Raw genomic sequence first — 21,043 nt, 5'->3', positions numbered from 1 at the left:
TTCATTTCCCTCCGTCACCAAGGGATCATTGGTGCAATGGGAGCAGGTTATTTTGCGCCAATAAGTAGGATGCGGAGCAACCAAACGGCGGGACTCCGGGCCGCAGCTTCTCAAACGACACCCTTCCGGAAACCGTGTCCCACTATCCGGACGAATTCCGGGATGCAGCTTCCCAATGGGGCCCCTTGGGGAAATCGCATCCCGGAATTCACGCCCGAAACGGGATGCGTTTTCCGGTTGAGGCATCTTGCGGAAAATGCATCCCGGAATCGTCGCTCAGACCGGGACGCATTTTCCCGATCGACCCTCTGCGAGAAACTGTATCCCACCTTGAGGGGCAAAACTGGGACGCGGTTTCCGGTCCGGGCATCAAAACGAAGTTGCGGTGGAATAGTTCCTGCTTGGGGCTTTAACCAGCAAAAACAGGAACTATTTCACCGCAAGTTATGAGGGACGGGATGGGGCTGGCCCTCTTACTCTTACAGATGGCGCTCCAGGAAGCGGAAGGCTAGGCGAATCCAAGGGCGGACTGCCACCTGCTTGTCCTCGTTGTCGACCGCGGTATTGGCATTGCCGAGCGAAAGGCCGTGACCGCCTTGGTCAAAGACGTGCATCTCGCAAGCGACGCCCTCCTCGGCCATGCGTTGAGCAAACGGATAGACCTGCGCGATCGGCGCCGTTTTGTCATCGGACACGCCCCACACAAAGGTCGGCGGCATCTGGCGCGAAACATGCGTGGTAGGGCAGATATCGGCCAGGTGCTCTTCGGTGGCCTCGCCGCCGGTCACCATCGACAGGTAGTCGTTGAGCAAATCGCGCCCCGTCTTGCCACCTGTCTTGGGCACGCGCAAGTCGATGCGCGGATCGCGCGTCTGCATGTCGCGGACATAGGCAAAGTCGAGCAATGGATAGCCCAGCACCACGGCATCGGGACGAATGTCGTCCGGACGCGCCCCGGCAAGTGCCGCGAAGGGGCCGGTCTTCCACTGCGTTGCCAGCGAGGCGCAAATCATGCCGCCCGCCGAGAATCCCACGACGCACACGCGCTTGGGATCGACATGCCACTCGTCGGCATTCGCACGAACCGTGGCGACCATCTTGGCAAGATCTGCCTGGGGGTGCGGAAAGCTCACGTCACCCGTGCCACTCGTGACATAGTTGAGAACAAAAGCCTGGTACCCGTGATCCAAAAAGGCAAACGCCACCGGATCTTGCTCATGCGGGGCGATGTGCGTAAACGCGCCTCCGCCGCAGATGATCACTGCAGGGCGACGACCATTGGGCTTGCCGGGCAGCGGTTCGGCCCCCATATAGGTAAACGTCGCCGGATATTCCTCGGTCGGCTCCTCGCCCCACAGCGCATGGCTCTCGACGATCATATATGCTCCCTTCGCGCGATTCGTGCGCACGTTATGTATCGCCTTCAAGCGTACCCCACTCGGACGCACGGCATCGAAACGTATCCGCAATAAGTTCCCTTCAACTGATATATCACATAATCCCAGCTCAGGGCCGTCGTTGAGCAGCGTAAAATAGAGACGCTGACCGAGCCGGTAAACACACACGAAACGTTTCCGGCAAAACTACGCGTGCGCTACATGCGCACTTGATACGTTGGAGGCATCTATGGGTCTGCTCGATTCGCTCAAGTCCACGTTCAACTCGTCGGGCGAGGCGTCCGTACCGCCCGCAGCAAGCTTCGCCACCCGCGAAGGCGTCATCTACGCTCCCGTTAACGGTGTGCTCGTCAATCTAAACGAGATTCCCGACGAGACCATCGCCTCGGGTATGCTCGGCCAGGGCTACGGCATCGAGCCCATCACCGGCACCATCTATGCGCCCGCTAACGGCCGCATCGGCGCCACCACCGTCACCAACCACTCTATTGGCATGATCACCGAGGACGGCCTTCGCGTGTTCATCCATGTCGGCCTGGGCACCGTACAAATGAACGGCAAGGGTTTTGCCCGCTTTGTCGAGATGGGCGATGTGGTCAAGGCAGGCCAGCCGCTCATCAGTTTCGACCGCGATGCCATTAAGGCCGCTGGCCACGAGGACATCGTGACCGTCATCATCTCCGAGCTCGATCGTCTTAAGAGCATCGACCATGTCGGCGAGTCTGGAACGCTTATCGGCGGCAACCCGCTCGTCAAGCTGGGCGACCCGCTGCTGGTGGCTAAGACCAAGTAACGAGTCCTGCGCCGTACAGCCAATAGGCAACACGCCAAGCGCCCACGGCCATTTGGCCGCGGGCGCTTTTCGTTTGAAAACCGTCCCGTCAATGCCTTATCTGTATAGCCCAAATGAGCCGAGCTGCTAGAATATCGAACTGTATGGATAATTATCATTCAACCGTTATGGGAGGATATGTGAACCGCACCAAAATCGCGCAGCTCTATGCCGATGCCGAGTCGCTCGGCGGCCAGACCGTCACCGTCGCCGGCTGGGTCAAGTCCGTCCGCGACATGAAGAACTTTGGCTTCGTTACGCTCAACGACGGCAGCTGCTTCCGCGACCTGCAGGTCGTCATGAACCGCGAGACGCTCGGCAACTACGACGAGATCGCCCACCAAAACGTCTCGGCTGCACTCATTTGCACCGGCACCGTCAAGCTGACCCCCGATGCGCCCCAGCCTTTCGAGCTTTCTGCCACCTCCATCGAGGTAGAGGGCACGAGCGCCCCGGACTACCCGCTGCAGAAGAAGCGCGCAACCGTCGAGTTCCTGCGTACCCAGCAGCACCTGCGCCCGCGCACCAACCTGTTCCGTGCCGTGTTCCGCATCCGCTCTGTCGCGGCTGCCGCCATCCACCGCTTCTTCCAAGAGCAGGGCTTTGTCTACGTCAACACCCCCATCATCACCACGAGTGACTGCGAGGGCGCCGGCGAGATGTTCCGCGTGACCACGCTCGACCCCAAAAATCCGCCTCTCACCGATTCCGGAGAGGTCGACTGGAGCCAGGACTTCTTTGGCAAGCATGCAAGCCTTACCGTGTCCGGCCAGCTCAATGCCGAGAACTTTGCCATGGCCTTTGGCGACGTGTACACCTTTGGCCCCACCTTCCGCGCCGAAAACTCCAACACCACGCGCCACGCCGCCGAGTTTTGGATGATCGAGCCCGAGATGGCCTTTGCCGACCTGAACGACTACATGGATAACGCCGAGGCCATGCTCAAGTACGTTCTTAAGGACGTTATGGCCACTTGCCCCGACGAGCTCAACATGCTCAACAAGTTTGTGGACAAGGGCCTGATCGAGCGCCTGAACCACGTGGCCAACTCCGACTTTGCCCGCGTCACCTACACCGAGGCCGTCGAGATCCTGGAGCAGGCCGTCGCCGCCGGTCACAAGTTTGACTATCCTGTCAGCTGGGGCATTGACCTGCAGACCGAGCACGAGCGCTTCCTGACCGAGGAGCACTTTAAGCGCCCGACCTTCGTTACCGACTACCCGGCCGAGATCAAGGCCTTCTACATGCGCATGAACGACGACGGCAAGACCGTCGCCGCCGCCGACTGCCTGGTTCCCGGTATCGGCGAGATTATCGGCGGCTCCCAGCGCGAGGAGCGCCTGGATCTGCTCGAGGCCCGCATCAAGGACCTGGGCATGGCCCCTGAGCAGTACAAGTACTATCTTGACCTGCGCCGCTATGGCTCCTGCAAACACGCCGGCTATGGCCTGGGCTTCGAGCGCTTGGTAATGTACCTGACGGGCGTGGGCAACATCCGCGACGTCCTTCCGCACCCCCGCACCGTGGGCAACGCCGATTTCTAATCGCCACAACTCCGTCCCGCGCGTTACAGCGTGTCGCACCAGCGCCTCTCGGCAAGCCGAGGGGCGCTTTTTTCAACAGCATCCGTCAGGCTTTTGTCAAGCTTTTGGTCAGCTGATCAGGGCTGTTGAAAACTCGACCCGCCGCTTGCCGACGACTACCGACCACCCAGAGTGCCCTGTGCCCCTAAGCAAACCCCGCGTCCTAGGCTCCGTAGCGTCATCACCCAAAAACGGAAAGGACGTGAACGCAATGGCCAAACCCGCTGTTGAGAACTACGAGGCTACGACCAGGGGTGCTGCCTCCATGGCAGCCTATCGCGCTGTGCGCATCCTGCAACTCTTAAGCGAGCATACCGGTGAGGACAAAGCGCTTCCTCCCGATGAGCTGATCGAGCGTCTCGCCCATCCCGACGACCCCGCTCGCATGCCCATCTCGGCAGCGCGGCGCAGTATCCATACCGCGATTTCCGCCCTGCGACATGCCGGATACGAGATTGAGTACAAGCGCGGCGCGGGTTACCGACTTCTCACCCGACCGCTCTCCGACGAGGAAATCATTCGACTCCATGGCATGGTCATGCGCAACCGCTCCACACCCATCGCGACCAGAAAAAGCATAGCGCGCCATCTGGTCGCCATGGCAAGCGCCGACGTTCGCGGCTATCTCGATACGTCCGAGCCGGCACCAAGCGCAGAAGGCAAACCCGCCAAGACCACGCGACCGCCCGCCAAACGCATCGATACCTGCGAGCTCATCGAGCGGGCCATCGACCACGGAACCACGGTGAGCTTTGACATTTCAAGCGTCACGACACATGACAAGATCGAAGTGACGAGGATGACCGTTCGGCCTTTTGCCATCAAACAGCGAGACGGCGTCTCGTATCTGCTGGGAACGGTCGTCGACGGGCACGGCTCCGACGACACCCTACGCACCGTCGAGGTCAGCCGCATGAGAAACGTTAGCACGCGCCTGCTCGACGGCAAGAAGCTCTTTGCCGCGCTGGACGAGGGGGAGCGGCCCGCGCCCGCCGCCTAAGTCTTGCCGTTGCCCGCCGAATCCCCCGCCGTCCATCCGGTTCAGTATTAAAAAACCCGACAGGTTGTTGAAAAAATGGGCATCGGCGCTACTATAGACCCACTTGCACTTTGTTTGAGTGCAGTGTTTCCAGCAATTTCTATACTGGGGGTAATGACATGAACGACATCACCATCAGCCGCAGGAGCCTTCTGGTCTCCGCCGGCCTGCTCGCACTGGCCCCGCTCGCCGGATGCGGCGGCAACTCTGGTTCCGGCTCTGCAGCCGCCGGTTCCGACTACACCATCGGCGTTCTGCAGCTCACTGAGCACTCCGCGCTCGACGCCGCCAACGACGGCTTTGTCAAGGCCATCAAGAAGAGCGGGCTCAAGGTCAAGATCGACCAGAAGAACGCCCAGAACGACCAGTCCACGTGTAAGTCCATCGCCGACAAGTTTGTGGGCGACAACGTCAACCTGATCTACGCCATCGCCACGCCTGCCGCACAGGCTGCCGCCGGCGCCACGGCCGATATCCCCATCGTGGGCTGCGCCATCACCGACTACGCCGCCTCCGGCCTGGTCCAGGACAACGACACGCCCGGCACCAACGTCACCGGCGCCTCCGACCTCACCCCGGTCGCCGAGCAGCTCGAGATGATGCAGAAGGTCCTGCCCGACGTTAAAAAGGTCGGTCTGCTCTACTGCACCGCCGAGTCCAACTCCGACGTCCAGATCAAGGCCGCCAAGAAGGAACTCGACAAGCTGGGCCTGGAGTACACCGATTTCACCGTCTCGAGCTCCAACGAGATCCAGTCCGTCGTCGAGTCTGCCGTGGGCAAGGTCGACGCGCTCTACTCCCCCACTGACAACACCATCGCCGCGGGCGCTTCGCAGGTCGGTCAGATCTGCAAGGAGAACAAGCTTCCCTTTGTGACCGGCGAGGAGGGCATGTGCATGGCCGGCGGCCTGTTCACCCTTTCCATCAACTATGAGGACCTGGGCTACGCCGCGGGCGAGATGGCCGTTAAGATTCTGAAGGGCGAGGCCAAGCCCGAGGATATGCCGATCAAGCACCTCCCAAGCAAGGATCTGGTCGTCGTCAAGAACGACGAGATGGCCGAGGCCCTGGGTATCGACCTTTCCGCTCTAGACGAGTAGCGCCATGCGCGGTAACGCAGCTAGAGCACGCGCTTGCGCCATAGCTGCGTTATTCAATATCTGAGTCATTGGGGCGAACGCTAAAGACCGGCGTTCGCCCTGCTTGTTTTTGGTAAAACAAAATGTCCGTCCGCTGCTCTTTTATGCATTGGTACCGCTATTATGGAAAATCACGTGTCCACCCTATCCTAGGAGGTATGAAGCATGCTCATTGCATTGCAGGGCGCCGTTTCGCAGGGTGTCCTCTGGGGCATTATGGTGCTTGGCGTGTTTATCACGTTCCGCCTGCTCGACATCCCCGATATGACCTGCGACGGCAGCTTTGCCCTCGGCGGCTGCGTCTGCGCCGTGCTCATCGTCAACAACAATGCCGACCCGTTGCTCGCCGTTTTGGCCGGCATGTGCGCCGGCGCCATTGCGGGCGCGGTCACGGGCATTCTGACCACCGTCTTTGAGATTCCCGCGATCCTCGCCGGAATCCTCACCCAGATCAGCCTGTGGTCCATCAACCTGCGCATCATGGGCAAATCCAACACGCCCATCCTTGCCAAGGGTACCGTGTTCTCGGCCGTCAGCAATATGACGGGTCTGCCGCAGTCCACCGTTGCCATCATCCTGGGCATCTTGCTCGCCGTGGCTATCGTTGCCATCCTGTATTGGTTCTTTGGCACCGAGATCGGCTCGGCGCTGCGCGCCACCGGCAACAACGAGTACATGATCCGTGCCTTGGGCGTCAACACCAACTCCACTAAGATGATCGCTCTCGTGCTCTCCAACGCCCTCATTGGCCTTTCGGGCGCGCTCATCTGCCAGAGCCAGAAGTACGCCGACATTGGCATGGGCACCGGCGCCATCGTTATCGGTCTCGCCGCCATTGTTATCGGCGAGGTGCTCGGCCGCCTGCTGCCCGGCGGTCTCACGCAGTTTAGCGTCCGTCTTGCCTCCGCCGTCTTTGGCTCCGTGGTGTACTTCCTCATCCGCGCCATCGTGCTGCAGCTGGGCATGGACGCCAACGACATGAAGCTGCTCTCCGCCGTGATTGTCGCCGTGGCCCTATGCGTGCCCGTGGTTTGGGAGCGCTATAAGCTCCGCAGCTCCTACACGAAGGGGGATGAGGCAGATGCTTAAGCTCTCGCACGTCAAGAAGACCTTTAACAAGGGCACCGTCACCGAAAAGCGCGCTCTTACCGGCGTCGACCTTACCCTCAACGATGGCGACTTTGTAACCGTGATTGGCGGCAACGGCGCCGGCAAGTCCACGCTGCTCAACATGATCGCCGGCGTGTATCCGCTCGATTCGGGCGTTATCGAGCTCGACGGCACCGACATCTCGCGTCTGAGCGAGTCGCAGCGTGCCAAGTACCTGGGCCGCGTGTTCCAGGACCCCATGCGCGGCACCGCAGCCGACATGCAAATTGCCGAGAACCTGGCACTCGCCAAGCGTCGCGGCCAGCGTCGCGGCCTTTCGTGGGGCGTCACCAAGGCCGAGAAGGACGAGTACGTCAAGCTGCTCAAACGCCTGGACCTTGGTCTGGACACACGCCTCAACGCCAAGGTCGGCCTGCTCTCGGGCGGCCAGCGCCAGGCACTCACCCTGCTCATGGCCACGCTCACCAAGCCGCGCCTGCTGCTGCTCGACGAGCATACCGCGGCACTCGACCCCAAGACGGCCTCTAAGGTGCTCAATCTGACCGAGGAGATCGTCGACGAGAACCACCTGACCACGCTCATGGTCACGCATAACATGAACGACGCTATCCGTCTGGGCAATCGCCTGATCATGATGCACGAGGGCCACGTAATCTACGACGTGGCGGGCGATGAGAAGAAATCGCTCACCGTGGCCGACTTGCTTCAGAAGTTCGAGGAGGTCTCGGGCGGCGAGCTCGCCAACGACCGCATGCTGCTGAGCTAAACCTACCAAAAAGGGACAGGTTTATTTTGGCAGGTTTTATCTGCGCAGACGTCAAAACCGCCGCAAAGGGACAGACACCTTTGCGGCGGTCTTCGCATATTATGTCGATAATCCAGCGTCAGCAGGGACCACTGGTTAAGAACTAAGGAAACTGCCATGAGAGGATCTCTTCCTCGTCTTGCTTGACCGCCGCACTCCTTGCCGGCGTACTCGCCGGCGCCCCAGCTTACGCCACCGCGGACGCCCCATCTCAAGTTATCGGCCCGTCCGTTGTGATCGGACGGGCTTTTTGGTGGGTATCATGGTTGAACGATCATGAGGAGGTTTTCCCTACATGGAATTGTTTGAGCCGATTCTTCATTTCTTTGAGCAGCGGTGGGTCCACAACATCATCTGGGCTGGTATTTTGGCGATAGGCACCGCCGTTGCCGCCAAAGTCGTTTCCAAGACGCTGCGTCACCTGCTCAACCGCGACGATAACCCGCTTCCCGCATCGAGTATCTTCATCAACATCGCGCGCGCCGTCATCTGGATGATTGGCGGCAGCTTTATCCTCGACAACTGCTTTGGCATTAACGCAAACGCGCTCGTCGCCGCTCTTGGCGTCGGCGGCATTGCCATCTCGCTCGGCTTTCAGGACACGCTGTCGAACCTTATCGGCGGCATGCAGGTGACCTTTATGGGCATCATCAAGCCCGGCGACAATATCGAGGTTGGCGGCGTGTCGGGCGTGGTCCAGGACATCACCTGGCGCCACACGACCATCGAGGATGCCTACGGGCAGACTATCATTGTGCCCAACTCCAACATCTCCAAGAACACGCTCGTGCATCTGATGCCCTTTGGACGTGTGGCCGTGCCCCTTGCCGTAAAGGACACGTCTAAATGGGCTTCCCTTGACGCGCTGGCAGACGAGCTCACAAGCGCCACCAAAACGGCCGTCTCGCCCATCTCGGGCTTTGACCAGGAGCCCTACGTGCTCTTTAGCGAAATCGGCGACTTTGGCATCAAGGGCAAGATCATCTTTATCGTCAGTGACGACAGCACCACCTTCACGGCAGCCGACGCCTGCATCCGCGCCATCGCCCCCATCATCGCCTAAACCGCCACAAAGGGGACGGTGAACTGCCTCCCATTTCTTGGACATCGGGAAATGGGAGGTTTTCATTCGTGGTACCATAGTTCATACAGTTGTTTAAACGACTAAGGGAGCAAACTATGGAAGAGGCCTACCGTCAAGCACGCAAGCGCGGCGAGCAAGGACGTCGACGCGCCATTAGCCAAAGCGAGCATCCATACCTTACGGACCTCGACAGTTTGGTTGCCCAGCTCCCCCTAGGTCAGCGAGAGAATGTCGGCCTGCGGGATATTCCGCTCGAAATGGTTGTCGGCACGGTTACCAAGGGCCGTCAGTCCGCCTTTTCATGCAACTTTATGCCCCTGCTGCCGTTTAGCACCGAGTTCGCCCGCAAGTGGTCCAACCTCTACGACATTCAGGTAACCGAGGGCTATCGCGACCCCATCATCGTCACCGAGTTCATGCATCGGTTCTATGTCCAGGAGGGCAACAAGCGCGTCAGCGTCCTCAAATTCCTGGACGCCCCGACGGTTTCGGCCAAGGTCTCCCGCCTCTATCCCGGCAAATGGGATTCCGTCGAAAGCCGCCTGTACGGCGAGTTCTGCGCGTTTTGGCGTGTCTGCCCCCTATACGAGATCGAGTTCTCGCGCGAAGGAAGCTACGAAACGCTCGCCAAGATGCTCGGCCAGAACCTTATCGAAAAATGGCCCCAGAAAAAGGTCGACTACCTGCGCCACACCTTCCTGCTCTTTAAGCGCGCCTACCTTCGCGCGGGCGGCGACCACCTGGACATTACGCCCGCCGACGCCATGCTCGTCTACCTCAATGTGTACAACCAGGACCGCCTGCTGGATACGCCGACAGATATCGTCGTAAACCGCCTGTGCAAGATCTGGCGCGAACTGGTCATCGCCGGGAAAAGTGACGAGGACAAGGTCGATCTTGTCGAAGCGCCGAACGTCGATGAGGAGGAGTCGCCCGCCAAGTCCACCTCCGGTATGCTCAACTTCTTTATGGGCAAGACCGTCTATTCGGCGGCCAACCCCCTGCGCATCGCCTTTATCCATGAATTCACCTGTGCGACGTCGAGCTGGGACAGCCTGCACGACCAAGGGCGTCAGTATCTCGATGAGCACTTTGGCGGTATCGTGCGCACCGAGGCGTTTGAGGACTGTCACGATCCGGACGTGTTCTACGCCGCCGTGGAAACGGCTGTCAAACATGGAGCAAACGTCATCTTCTCGACCTCGCACCGCCTGATGGAATACACGCTCAGGGCTGCCGTTGAATATCCCCGGGTTCGGTTCCTTAACTGCTCCATCGGCCTTCCCCACCAAAGCGTCCGCTCTTACTTTGGCAAGATGTACGAAGCCAAGTTTCTCCTGGGCGCCCTTGCCGCCAGCATGGCGGACAACCACCGCATCGGTTACCACGCGTCGGTCTTCGCCTCGGGCGCACTCAGCGAGATCAACGCCTTTGCGATTGGCGCCTCGCTGCTCGACCCCCGTGCGCAAATTATCCTAACCTGGGGCGATGTGCCCGCCGGAGGCCTTGCCGAGGCCATGTGCCGCGAAGGCGTGAGCGTCATGACCGGCGCCGACATGTCAAAGTCGCTCGAAGACCCCACGGCCTACGGACTTCACCGCCTGATCGATGGCAAGGTTGCCGGCATTGCCATGCCGGTGTGGAACTGGGGCCGATACTACGAGCTTATCGTGCGAAGTCTGCTGCATGGCACCTGGGACGAGACCAGTGACGACAGCCAGGTTCGCGCCGTCAACTACTGGTATGGCATGAGCTCGGGCGTTATCGATATTCGCTACGCTCCGGGTCTGCCCTATCAGACGCGCAAGCTTGTTCAGCTCCTCCGCAATGGCATCGTCGAGGGCTCCATCAATCCATTTGGCGGCGAGCTCCATAGCCAAGACGGCGTGGTGCAGATTGAGGGCTTTCCCCCACTGCCGAGCACGCAAATCGTCGAGATGGACTGGCTGGCAGACAACGTGGTGGGCACCATTCCGCAGCCTGACGATGAGCCGAAGGTCCGTGCTCTATGAAAATCCTTGCCATAGCCGATACCGAAGAGCGATGCCTGTGGGAGTGCTTTCGCAAGGAACGCTTTGAGGGTGTCGACCTAATTTTGTCCGCTGGCGATCTGGACCCGGACTATCTTGAGTTTTTGGTCACGGTCATCAACAGACCGCTCATCTACGTGCGTGGCAATCACGATGACCGCTACGCGCGTCATGCACCGGGCGGCTGCATCTGTGTCGAAGACACCGTATACGTGTATCGCGGCGTCCGCATTGCGGGGCTTGGCGGCTCCATGCGCTACCGAGATGGCGCTAACATGTACACCGAGCGCGAGATGGCCAAGCGCGTGCGCAAGCTGTCCCGCAAAGTGAGGATGGTCGGCGGCTGCGACATCTTGCTCACCCATGCGCCCGCCGCCGGCATAGGCGATCTGGACGATCTGCCGCATCGGGGATTCGAATGCTTTAACACAGCGCTCGAGACATGGAATCCCGACTACATGGTGCACGGGCATGTGCACCAATGCTATGTTCGCGACTTTCAACGCGAACGCCAGCACGCATGCGGGACGACGATTATCAACGCCTGCGGCTATACGCAGTTTGAGCTTGACGAGGCGCGCTACCCCATCCGTGGATGGCAGGCAGCCTGGCTCAATTCGCAAACCATGCGCCGCGAGCTCAAGCGCCACGAGGCAATCGAGTCCTCAACCGCCAGAACCCCCTGGTAACCGCCACAAAGGGGACAGGTGCCTTTGTGGTGGTTCCGGACATCTCGACACTACAGCGCGGCGATGACCTTATCGCCCATCTGGGTCGTGCCGAGGATCTTATCGGCAGGGGTGCTGGCGTCGGCGATGTCGCGGGTACGCCAGCCTTCGTCAAGCACACGCGCCACGGCATTTTCGATCCAAGCAGCCTGCTCACCCATGTCGAGCGCGTACGTGAGCAGCATTGCCGCCGACAGGATCTGCGCGAGCGGGTTAGCGATACCGAGCCCCGCGATGTCGGGCGCGCTGCCGGCGCTCGGCTCAAACAGCGACACGCCATCGCCCAGCGAAGCCGAGGCAAGCATGCCGAGCGATCCGGTAATCTGTGCCGCCTCGTCGGAGAGAATGTCGCCGAACATGTTCTCCGTAACTACGACGTCAAAGTCGGCCGGCCGGTTAATGAGCTGCATGGCGGCGTTGTCGACGAGCAGGTCCTCAAGCTCTACATCTGGATACTCCTCGTCATGCACGCGATGCACGATCTCACGCCACATGCGGCTCGTCTCCAATACATTGCGCTTGTCCACGCTTGTCACCTTGCCGCGGCGCTTGCGAGCTGCCTCGAACGCCTGGCGGGCGATGCGCTCAACTTCGTACTCGCGGTACTCCATTACGTCAACCGCGCGCTGGCCAGCCACACCGTCGGTGCCCGCGCCGCCCTCGTCATAAAAGCGCTCGTGCTTGCCAAAGTAAATGCCACCGGTAAGTTCGCGGACGAGTACCATGTCAACACCCTTGATGACTTCGGGACGAAGCGTCGATGCGCTGGCAAGTGCGTCGTAGATTTTTACGGGGCGAAGGTTGGTATAGAGGCCGAGTTCTTTGCGGATACGCAGCAAGCCTTGCTCGGGGCGCGGGGCCGCCGGATCGGTCGAATCCCACTTTGGGCCACCGACGGATGCCAACAGCACGGCGTCCGACGCCTTTGCCGCCGCAAGGGTTTCATCGGGCAGCGGATTGCCGCACGCATCGATCGCCGCGCCACCAATCAGGTGATCCTCAAAGGCAAACTCTATGCCAGCGCGCTTGCCCACGGCAGCCAGCACCTTCTTACCCTCGGTAATAACCTCGGGCCCAATTCCGTCACCAGGAAGACAGCAGATCTTATAGGTCTTCTTCACGTTGCAGCTCCAGCTCTCGCTACTCGGCCCGTTTGCAAACGGATTATCCAGCTTGACCGTCATAATCGCTTACGCCTCCTGACCCTTTGCCGCGACAATCTTGGCACGCGTGCGCGCAACCAAACCGCCGGCCTCGATAATCTCGGCAATAAATGGCGGGAACGGCTCAGCTGTAAAAGTCTCGCCAGTACGCTCGTTGGTGATGACACCCGCATCGGTATCGACCTTCACGGTATCGCCGGCACAAATCGCATCGACAGCTTCGGGGCACTCCATAATGGGCAGGCCCACGTTAATGGCATTGCGATAGAAGATGCGTGCGAAGCTCTTGGCAATAACACACGACACCCCTGCAGCCTTAATGGCAACCGGGGCATGCTCACGCGAAGAACCGCAACCAAAGTTCTCCTCAGCCACAATGATGTCACCAGGCCTCACGGCAGAGGCAAACGCGGGGTCAATATCCTCCATAGCATGCGCCGCCAAGTGCGCATGGTCGGACGAGTTCAGATACCGAGCAGGAATGATGACATCCGTATCAACATCACGACCATACCTAAATACCTTGCCTTCAAAGTTCATATCATTCTCCGTTCAAACATGGAATGCGGGGGATTTGATATTTACTTACTTACTCGGACAGTCCTGCTCGCACGGAGAGCACATTAAGTGCTCTCCGGCTCGTGCGGAACTCGACGCAAGCAAATATCAAATCCCTCGTTCGCGTTTCGGCTACAAAAAAGCTAATGGAAAGTTAGCGTTCGCCTTCGGCGAACAAAAAAGTGCCAGGACTGTCCGCAGTAGCGAGCAAAGGTCGAAGGACCCCGTAGCCCCTACAGGTCAGACGGCGCACAGATATGCCCCGCCACGGCAGAAGCAGCCGCCACGGCCGGCGAGGCCAGATAGACCTCGGACGTGGGGTCGCCCATACGGCCGACAAAGTTGCGGTTGGTCGTAGAAACGCAACGCTCCCCCGCCGCCAAGATGCCCATGTAGCCACCCAGGCACGGACCGCACGTGGGCGTGGAGAACACACAGTTGGCATCTAGGAAAATGTCGGTCAACCCCTCCTTCATGCACTGGCGGAAGACCGCCTGGGTAGCCGGAATCACGATGCAACGCACCCCGTCGGCAACCTTATGGCCGCGCATGACTTCGGCCGCAGCACGCATATCCTCGATACGTCCGTTGGTGCACGAGCCGATTACCGCCTGGTCGATCATGATGTGACGGCTCTCGCACACCGGATGGGTGTTGCTGGGCAGATGCGGCCACGATACACACGGCTTAATGTCGGCCGCGTCAATGGCAATAACCTGGGCATACTCGGCGTCTGGATCGGCGTGATACTCAACGTAATCACGTTCGCAGCGCCCCTTGAGCCAGGCGCGGGCAACATCATCGACCTCGATAATGCCCGCCTTGCCGCCCGCTTCGATCGCCATGTTCGAAATTGTCATGCGACCTTCCATCGACAGGCCCTCGATGGTGCTGCCGGCAAACTCCATGGCCTGGTACAGGGCACCGTCCACGCCGATCATGCCGATAATGTGCAGGATGATGTCCTTGGCGGTGGCGCCGTCCTCAAGCTCGCCATTAATCTCAAAGCGAATCGTCGGCGGCACCTTAAACCATGCGCGCCCCGTGGCAATGCCCACGCCGGCGTCTGTTGAGCCCACACCGGTCGAAAACGCACCCAAGGCGCCATACGTGCAGGTATGCGAGTCGGCACCGATAATCAGATCGCCCGGGACCACCACGCCGCGCTCGGGCAGCAGGGCATGCTCAATGCCCGCGCAACCTTGCTCGTAATAGTGCGTCACATGCTGCTCGTGCGCAAAATCTCGCATCTTTTTGGTCTGCTCGGCGCTCTTGATGTCCTTGTTGGGAGCATAGTGATCGGGCACCAGGCAAATGCGATCGCGATCAAATACCTCGGTGGCACCCAGCTCGCGAAAGACATCGATCGCGATAGGTGCGGTAATGTCGTTGGCGAGCACGATGTCCAGGTCGCATTCGACCAGCTGGCCCGGCTTTACCTCATCGAGCCCGGCGTGTGCCGCCAAAATTTTCTCTGCTACGGTCATGGGACGTGCCATGTGATTCCCCTCTCAAGCGGGCTTTGCCCTGCCGAATATCGTTACTTGCCCGCCTTGGAACGGTTGGTCTGAATCATGCGGTTAATAGCGTTGATGTAAGCCTTGGCCGAGCTCACGATAATGTCGGTATCCGCGCCGCGGCCGGTGTAGATCTTGCCGTCCTCGGCGGTGATGCGCACCGTCACCTCACCGATAGCGTCGATGCCACGCGTGATGGCTTTAACGTTGAACTCCGTCAGCTCGCCATGGGCAGAAATGGCCTTGTCGACCGCCTTGTAGGCCGCATCAACCGGACCAGTACCCGTCGAGCAAACCACCCGTGTCGCGCCGTCCTCGTCCGTGATGGTCGCCGTGGCCGTAGGAATAAGCGGGTCGCCGCAGGAAACTTGAAGCGCGTCGAGGGTGTAGATCGCCTTGACCTCGCGCTGGCGCTCCTGAATCATCGACTCCAGGTCCTCGTCAAAGACCTCTTTCTTTTGATCTGCAATCTCCAAGAAGCGCTGGTAGATCGACTCGAATTCCTCATCGCCAAACGTATAACCCAGCTCGGCGAGACGATGGCGCAGCGCCGCATGGCCCGAACGTGCCGAAAGGATAATCTCGGATCCCGCTGCACCCACGTCCTTGGGATCGATAATCTCGTAGGTGTCACGCGCCTTGAGCACGCCATCCTGGTGAATGCCCGAGCTGTGTGCAAACGCATTAGCGCCCACAATGGACTTGTTGGGCTGCACATTAATGCCAGTGATTGAGCTGACGAGCTTGGATGCGCGCGTGAGCTCGGTCGTTACGATATCGGTATGTGCATCCAGATCCTGCTCGTGCATCCTCATGGCCATGACGACCTCCTCGAGCGCCGTGTTGCCCGCTCGCTCGCCCAAGCCGTTGACGGTGCACTCGATCTGCGTCGCGCCATTGCGGACCGCCTCGAGTGCAAGGGCTGTGGCCATGCCCAGATCGTTATGCGTGTGGACCGAAATCGTAACGTCCTCGATTCCAGCCACGCGCTCGCGCAGATCGCGAATACGAGCACCAAACTCCCAAGGCATGTTATAGCCCGTGGTGTCCGGAATATTCACGACCGTAGCGCCGGCCTTGATCGCTGCCTCGATAATGCGGACCAGGAACTCCTGATCGGAGCGGCCCGCATCCTCGGCATAAAACTCGACATCGTCGACAAACTTACGAGCGTGCTTTACGGCGTGAATAGCGCGCTCGATAGCCTCATCCTCGGTCATATGGAGCTTGTCACGCAGATGGCTGGGGCTCACACCCAGACCGGTATGGATACGGGGCCTCTGAGCCGTCTTGAGGGCTTCTGCGGCCACTTCGATATCCTTATCGACCGCACGGGTGAGACCGCATACCGTGCACCGGTCACCCGCGATCTTGCCAATCTCCTGTACGGAACGATAATCACCGGGGCTCGAAATAGGAAATCCCGCCTCGATCACGTCGACATTCATACGTACCAGCTGGCGTGCAATAACGAGCTTTTCCTCGGTATTCATGCTGGCGCCGGGAGACTGCTCCCCGTCACGAAGCGTTGTGTCAAAGATTGCGATTTTGCGGCTCATGATTTCCTCCTGACAGGCTAAAGATACAGATGGCTTTCAGGAGAGATGGAGTGCCCCAAGATAGAATAATACCCGTGTCGCTCATCACGCCCAAAAGCGGCGGAAGATAGCGCACCCGGGTACAACTAATCGTTTTAGCGAAATTACAACCCTAGCGCGCTATCTAATCTAGTAGCGCTAGGCCTAGGAGCTGCTGTTTGTTATAGAACATGTCTGGCTCCTTTCAGCCTCGGGTATTCACTACATTGGGCTAAAGTGTAACACAGGCAAAACGACGCGCAACGGGAATTTTGAACCAAAACCACCACAAAGGCGCCTATCTCCTTCGTGTTGGTTTTGGCCCGAAATAGCAAGGAACCCGGTCCTGCACGAGACAGAACCGGGTTCCTTTAGCAATGCTTGCTTTGCTCAGGCAGTAACTAGAAGTTACTCAGCCAGGAAGTCACGCTGGACAGCGGGATCGACCTTGACGCCAGGGCCCATGGTGGAAGACACAGAGATGGACTTGACGTACTTGCCCTTAGCAGAAGAGGGCTTGACGCGCAGGATCTCGGTGTACAGGGCAGCGTAGTTCTCAACGAGCTGCTGCTCAGAGAAGGACTTCTTGCCCAGGGGCACGTGGCAGATGCCATAACGGTCGGCGCGATACTCAACGCGGCCGGCCTTGAGCTCGGAGACCATCTTGGCGACGTCCATGGTCACGGTGCCGAGCTTGGGGTTCGGCATGAGGCCACGGGGACCAAGGATCTTACCGATGCGGCCAACCTTGGCCATCATGTTCGGCGTAGCGATAGCGGCGTCGAAGTTGATCTCGCCCTTCTGGATCTGGGCGACGAGCTCGTCGGAACCGATGATGTCGGCGCCGGCAGCCTCGGCCTCACGGGCCTTCTCGCCCTCGGCGAAGACGGCAACACGAACGGTCTTGCCGGTGCCGTGGGGCAGGGAGATGGAACCACGGATGTTCTGGTCAGCCTTACGAGTATCGATGCCCAGACGGAAGTGGGCCTCGACGGTCTCGTCGAACTTGGCGGTGTCGAGCTCCTTGATGAGCTTGGCAGCCTGAAGGGGGGTGTAGAGCGTGGCGCGGTCGACCTTCTCGGCAGCGGCGTTATAGCTCTTACCATGCTTAGCCATGTGCATTACCTCCTGTGGTTAAACGGGCTTGAGCCCTCCCACATCGTATCGTGTGCCCTATTGCACACATTTAACGGGCGCCCCGGTCGGAGCACCCGTCGTTACCTAGAAAAACGCTACTCAGCGATGGTGACGCCCATGGAACGGGCGGTACCGGCGATGATCTTCTTGGCGGCGTCAATGTCGTTGGCATTGAGGTCCGGCATCTTGATCTCGGCGATCTTGGTGAGCTGCTCCTGAGAGAGCTGGCCAACCTTGTCGGCCTGGGGCTTAGCGGAACCAGACTTGAGGTTCAGCTCCTTCTTGATGAGGTGAGCCGCCGGCGGAGTCTTGGTGATGAAGGAGAAGGACTTATCCTCGTAGACAGAGATCTCAACGGGGATAATGTCGCCCTTCTTGTCCTGCGTCTCGGCGTTAAAGGCCTGGCAGAACTGCATGATGTTCACGCCAGCAGCGCCCAGGGCGGGGCCGACGGGAGGAGCGGGGTTAGCGGCACCAGCAGGAATCTGGAGCTTAATGACGTTGGCAACCTTCTTCTCAGCCATGGTCATTCCTTTCGAATCACGAGTGTGAAGTACTTGCTATATCGTAAGCACGCACGTGTTAGAAGCACTCCTGAGATGAGCAGTCACAGAAGAAGCACGCTCGCGCGAACGGACGAAAACTTAAGCGATGACAGCGACCTGGTTAAAGTCGAGCTCGACCGGCGTCTCGCGGCCAAAGATCATCAGCGTGACCTTGAGCTTGCCTGCCTCGGCGTTAACCTCGGAGACCTTGCCATCAAAGTCGGTAAGCGGGCCATCGGTGACGCGGACGGACGTACCGACCTCAATATCAACCGACGTACGCTTGGGCGAATCGCCCTTACCGGGACGACGAGTCATCTTATTGTACTCGTCGCGGGAAAGCGGAGCGGGCTTGCCGTTGCCGCCCAGGAAACCGGTGACGCCGGGCGTGTTGCGAACACACGTCCATGCATCGTCATCCATCTCCATGCGAACCAGGACATAACCCGGGAAGATCTTAGAATCCTTGGTCTCGCGCTTGCCACCCTCTTTGATCTCGGTGACGCGCTCCATAGGAATCTCAATATCAAAGATACGATCCTGCATGCCCATGGTCTCGATGCGATGCTCGAGATCGGACTTAACGCGGTTCTCGTATCCAGAGTAAGTGTGGACGACGTACCAACGCTTAGACATGGTTTAGCCCCTCAATCCAGAGAACAGAGCAAGAGCCTCGCCAAAGCCAGCATCGAGCAGAGCGATGACGACGCCGACGACGATCAGAGAAGCGCAAACGACGACCGAGTAGTTCACGAGCTCCTTCTTATCGGGCCACGTGACACGCTTCATCTCGGACTTCACCGAAGCAAAATACTTCTTGGTGCGGGCGAAGAAACCGGGCTTCTCGTTCTTCTTGGACTTCGCAGCCTTCTCGCTCTTCTTGGCAACGGCCTTCTTGGCCTCAACCTTGGAGTTGGCGGCAGCTTTGTTGGCAGGCGCCTGCTGCTGTGCCTTCTTCTTGTTCTTCTTGTTGGCCATTTGGGTTACCTCCGCGCAATGCGCTTATACATGAGTAAACCGTAAGCCCCCAAATGGGAGCTTACGGAATAATGACTGGCACGCCAGGAAGGACTCGAACCCTCAACACTCGGTTTTGGAGACCGATGCTCTACCAATTGAACTACTGGCGTATGTGACTAGAGACTAGCGAGTCTCTTTGTGCAGCGTGTGGTGACGGCACCAGGGGCAATACTTCTTGATCTCCATACGATCAGGCATGTTCGCCTTGTTCTTAGTGGTCGTATAGTTGCGGCGCTTGCACTCAGTGCACGCAAGAGTAACTAGAGTACGCATGTATCCTGAACCTTTCATATCCGCCCCGTACGGGCACGAGTTGGTACTTTATCAGCTCTACGTAAGTGCTGTCAATGAAAACCTCGCATCAATTGGTTCTCGGTAGATCCATTCATATTTGGAACACATCAATGGAGCCAACGAGATCTAATCGATTCCTCACGCTCAACTTAAGAGCGAGCTAAGCGTAATCATCAGGCAAAAAGACCCACGTAGAAAAGAACCCGGCACCCATATAAGTGCCGGGTTCTCTAAGTCAGCTGTATCAGAGAGCTAATTTACTCAATGATCGTGGAGACGATGCCCGAACCGACGGTGTGGCCACCCTCGCGGATAGCGAAGCGCAGGCCCTCCTCCATAGCGATCGGGTGAATGAGGTCGCCCTCGATGGTGATGTGGTCACCAGGCATAGCCATCTCGGTGCCCTCGGGGAGCTTGACCGTACCGGTAACGTCGGTGGTACGGAAGTAGAACTGAGGACGATAACCATCGAAGAACGGGGTGTGACGGCCGCCCTCCTCCTTGGTCAGAACGTAGATCTCACCGGTGAACTTGGTGTGCGGGGTAACCGAACCGGGCTTGCAGAGAACCTGGCCGCGCTCGATGTCCTCGCGCTTGATGCCGCGGAGCAGCAGACCGACGTTGTCGCCAGCCTCGCAGAAGTCCATGGACTTACGGAACATCTCGATACCGGTAACGACGGTGTTCTGGGTATCCTTGATGCCGACGATCTCGACGGGCTCGTTGAGCTTGAGCTCACCGCGCTCGACACGGCCGGTAGCAACGGTACCACGGCCGGAGATGGTCATAACGTCCTCAACGGCCATCAGGAACGGGAGGTCGTTGTCACGAGCAGGCGTCGGGATGTACTCGTCGACGGCAGACATGAGCTCGCGAATGGCGTCCATCCACTTGGCGTCGCCCTCGAGAGCGCCCAGAGCGGAACCACGGATGACGGGGATGTCGTCGCCGGGGAATTCGTACTCGGAAAGGAGCTCACGGGTCTCCATCTCGACGAGGTCGATGAGCTCGTCATCGTCGACCATGTCGCACTTGTTCAGGAAGACGACGATGTAGGGAACGCCGACCTGACGGGCGAGCAGGATGTGCTCGCGGGTCTGAGCCATGGGGCCGTCGGTAGCGGCGATGACCAGGATAGCGCCGTCCATCTGAGCAGCACCGGAGATCATGTTCTTGACGTAGTCAGCGTGGCCCGGGCAGTCAACGTGAGCGTAGTGACGGGCAGCAGTCTCGTACTCGACGTGGGAGACGGAGATCGTAATGCCGCGCTCGCGCTCCTCGGGAGCCTTGTCGATGTTCTCGAACGCAGTGAAGTCAGCCTTGCAGCCCTCGGTCTCGGAGAGAACCTTGGTGATGGCAGCGGTCAGCGTGGTCTTGCCGTGGTCGACGTGACCGATGGTGCCGATGTTAACATGCGGCTTAGTGCGCTCAAACTTCTCTTTGGCCATAAAGCCCTCCTCTAAACAGGTCGTCCCCGGACGGGAC

At 59.2% G+C, this 21,043-nt stretch carries 20 protein-coding genes and 1 tRNA gene; 9 read left to right on the top strand and 12 right to left on the bottom strand.

The features are described from left to right. Window positions 1-479: 479 nt before the first annotated feature. Window positions 480-1,379, bottom strand: coding sequence for an alpha/beta hydrolase (locus ACTQZF_RS04660; protein WP_427793558.1), 900 nt, complete (start codon window positions 1,377-1,379; stop codon window positions 480-482). 247 nt (window positions 1,380-1,626) lie between these two features. On the opposite strand from ACTQZF_RS04660, the gene ACTQZF_RS04655 reads away from it, so the two are divergent. The 9 genes from ACTQZF_RS04655 to ACTQZF_RS04615 all read left to right on the top strand — a co-directional run bounded on the left by ACTQZF_RS04655 (window position 1,627) and on the right by ACTQZF_RS04615 (window position 11,708). Beyond that, complete coding sequence (locus ACTQZF_RS04655; protein WP_154514730.1) at window positions 1,627-2,190, top strand: PTS sugar transporter subunit IIA; 564 nt, start codon at window positions 1,627-1,629, stop codon at window positions 2,188-2,190. Between the two features lie 179 nt (window positions 2,191-2,369). After that, on the top strand, window positions 2,370-3,773 hold the full coding sequence (gene asnS / locus ACTQZF_RS04650; RefSeq protein ID WP_441554668.1) for an asparagine--tRNA ligase: 1,404 nt from the start codon (window positions 2,370-2,372) through the stop codon (window positions 3,771-3,773). A gap of 250 nt (window positions 3,774-4,023) precedes the next feature. After that, the gene (locus ACTQZF_RS04645; protein ID WP_441048859.1) at window positions 4,024-4,812 is read left to right on the top strand and encodes a hypothetical protein; all 789 of its coding nucleotides are present in this window, start codon (window positions 4,024-4,026) and stop codon (window positions 4,810-4,812) included. A 158-nt stretch (window positions 4,813-4,970) separates the two neighbouring features. Then, on the top strand, window positions 4,971-5,951 hold the full coding sequence (locus tag ACTQZF_RS04640) for an ABC transporter substrate-binding protein (protein WP_441554667.1): 981 nt from the start codon (window positions 4,971-4,973) through the stop codon (window positions 5,949-5,951). A gap of 204 nt (window positions 5,952-6,155) precedes the next feature. After that, on the top strand, window positions 6,156-7,079 hold the full coding sequence (locus ACTQZF_RS04635; RefSeq protein ID WP_427718394.1) for an ABC transporter permease: 924 nt from the start codon (window positions 6,156-6,158) through the stop codon (window positions 7,077-7,079). Further along, a complete protein-coding gene (locus tag ACTQZF_RS04630) occupies window positions 7,072-7,866 on the top strand; it encodes an ABC transporter ATP-binding protein (RefSeq protein ID WP_117839998.1) in 795 nt (264 codons plus the stop codon). Before ACTQZF_RS04635 ends, ACTQZF_RS04630 begins: the two co-directional genes overlap by 8 nt. Before the next feature lie 334 nt (window positions 7,867-8,200). Then, entirely contained in the window at window positions 8,201-8,968 is a 768-nt protein-coding gene (locus ACTQZF_RS04625) for a mechanosensitive ion channel family protein (RefSeq protein WP_441554666.1), read from the top strand. A 116-nt stretch (window positions 8,969-9,084) separates the two neighbouring features. After that, complete coding sequence (locus ACTQZF_RS04620) at window positions 9,085-11,001, top strand: BMP family ABC transporter substrate-binding protein (protein ID WP_441554665.1); 1,917 nt, start codon at window positions 9,085-9,087, stop codon at window positions 10,999-11,001. After that, complete coding sequence (locus ACTQZF_RS04615; RefSeq protein ID WP_427747697.1) at window positions 10,998-11,708, top strand: metallophosphoesterase family protein; 711 nt, start codon at window positions 10,998-11,000, stop codon at window positions 11,706-11,708. Before ACTQZF_RS04620 ends, ACTQZF_RS04615 begins: the two co-directional genes overlap by 4 nt. A 50-nt stretch (window positions 11,709-11,758) precedes the next feature. On the opposite strand, the gene leuB is transcribed toward ACTQZF_RS04615, so the two are convergent. From leuB to tuf, 11 genes are all read right to left on the bottom strand, one after another. Then, window positions 11,759-12,931, bottom strand: a complete 1,173-nt coding sequence (gene leuB, locus ACTQZF_RS04610) for a 3-isopropylmalate dehydrogenase (RefSeq protein WP_441554664.1) — start codon at window positions 12,929-12,931, stop codon at window positions 11,759-11,761. Window positions 12,932-12,937: 6 nt separating this feature from the next. Continuing rightward, complete coding sequence (locus tag ACTQZF_RS04605; protein ID WP_427793572.1) at window positions 12,938-13,450, bottom strand: 3-isopropylmalate dehydratase small subunit; 513 nt, start codon at window positions 13,448-13,450, stop codon at window positions 12,938-12,940. Window positions 13,451-13,701: 251 nt separating this feature from the next. Beyond that, entirely contained in the window at window positions 13,702-14,967 is a 1,266-nt protein-coding gene (gene leuC / locus ACTQZF_RS04600; protein WP_441554663.1) for a 3-isopropylmalate dehydratase large subunit, read from the bottom strand. A 41-nt stretch (window positions 14,968-15,008) separates the two neighbouring features. Continuing rightward, window positions 15,009-16,544, bottom strand: a complete 1,536-nt coding sequence (locus ACTQZF_RS04595) for a 2-isopropylmalate synthase (protein WP_441056811.1) — start codon at window positions 16,542-16,544, stop codon at window positions 15,009-15,011. Between the two features lie 426 nt (window positions 16,545-16,970). Continuing rightward, window positions 16,971-17,678 (bottom strand): 50S ribosomal protein L1, encoded by a 708-nt coding sequence (gene rplA / locus ACTQZF_RS04590; protein WP_154514750.1) that lies wholly within the window; start codon window positions 17,676-17,678, stop codon window positions 16,971-16,973. 116 nt (window positions 17,679-17,794) lie between these two features. Then, complete coding sequence (rplK, locus tag ACTQZF_RS04585) at window positions 17,795-18,223, bottom strand: 50S ribosomal protein L11 (RefSeq protein WP_022093893.1); 429 nt, start codon at window positions 18,221-18,223, stop codon at window positions 17,795-17,797. 120 nt (window positions 18,224-18,343) lie between these two features. Next, window positions 18,344-18,880: a transcription termination/antitermination protein NusG gene (gene nusG, locus ACTQZF_RS04580; RefSeq protein WP_427718370.1), complete on the bottom strand. Its 537-nt coding sequence runs from the start codon at window positions 18,878-18,880 to the stop codon at window positions 18,344-18,346. A 3-nt stretch (window positions 18,881-18,883) separates the two neighbouring features. After that, window positions 18,884-19,222 (bottom strand): preprotein translocase subunit SecE, encoded by a 339-nt coding sequence (gene secE / locus ACTQZF_RS04575; RefSeq protein WP_154514754.1) that lies wholly within the window; start codon window positions 19,220-19,222, stop codon window positions 18,884-18,886. Window positions 19,223-19,298: 76 nt separating this feature from the next. Further along, window positions 19,299-19,374, bottom strand: a tRNA-Trp gene (locus ACTQZF_RS04570). A gap of 13 nt (window positions 19,375-19,387) precedes the next feature. After that, window positions 19,388-19,537 (bottom strand): 50S ribosomal protein L33, encoded by a 150-nt coding sequence (rpmG, locus tag ACTQZF_RS04565; protein ID WP_102372646.1) that lies wholly within the window; start codon window positions 19,535-19,537, stop codon window positions 19,388-19,390. 278 nt (window positions 19,538-19,815) lie between these two features. Next, window positions 19,816-21,006 (bottom strand): elongation factor Tu, encoded by a 1,191-nt coding sequence (gene tuf, locus ACTQZF_RS04560; protein ID WP_154514756.1) that lies wholly within the window; start codon window positions 21,004-21,006, stop codon window positions 19,816-19,818. Window positions 21,007-21,043: the final 37 nt, after the last annotated feature.

Source organism: Collinsella sp. LCP19S3_H3 (assembly GCF_052119145.1).
GTDB lineage: Bacteria > Actinomycetota > Coriobacteriia > Coriobacteriales > Coriobacteriaceae > Collinsella.
This window is presented reverse-complemented; position numbering and strand designations above follow the sequence as displayed.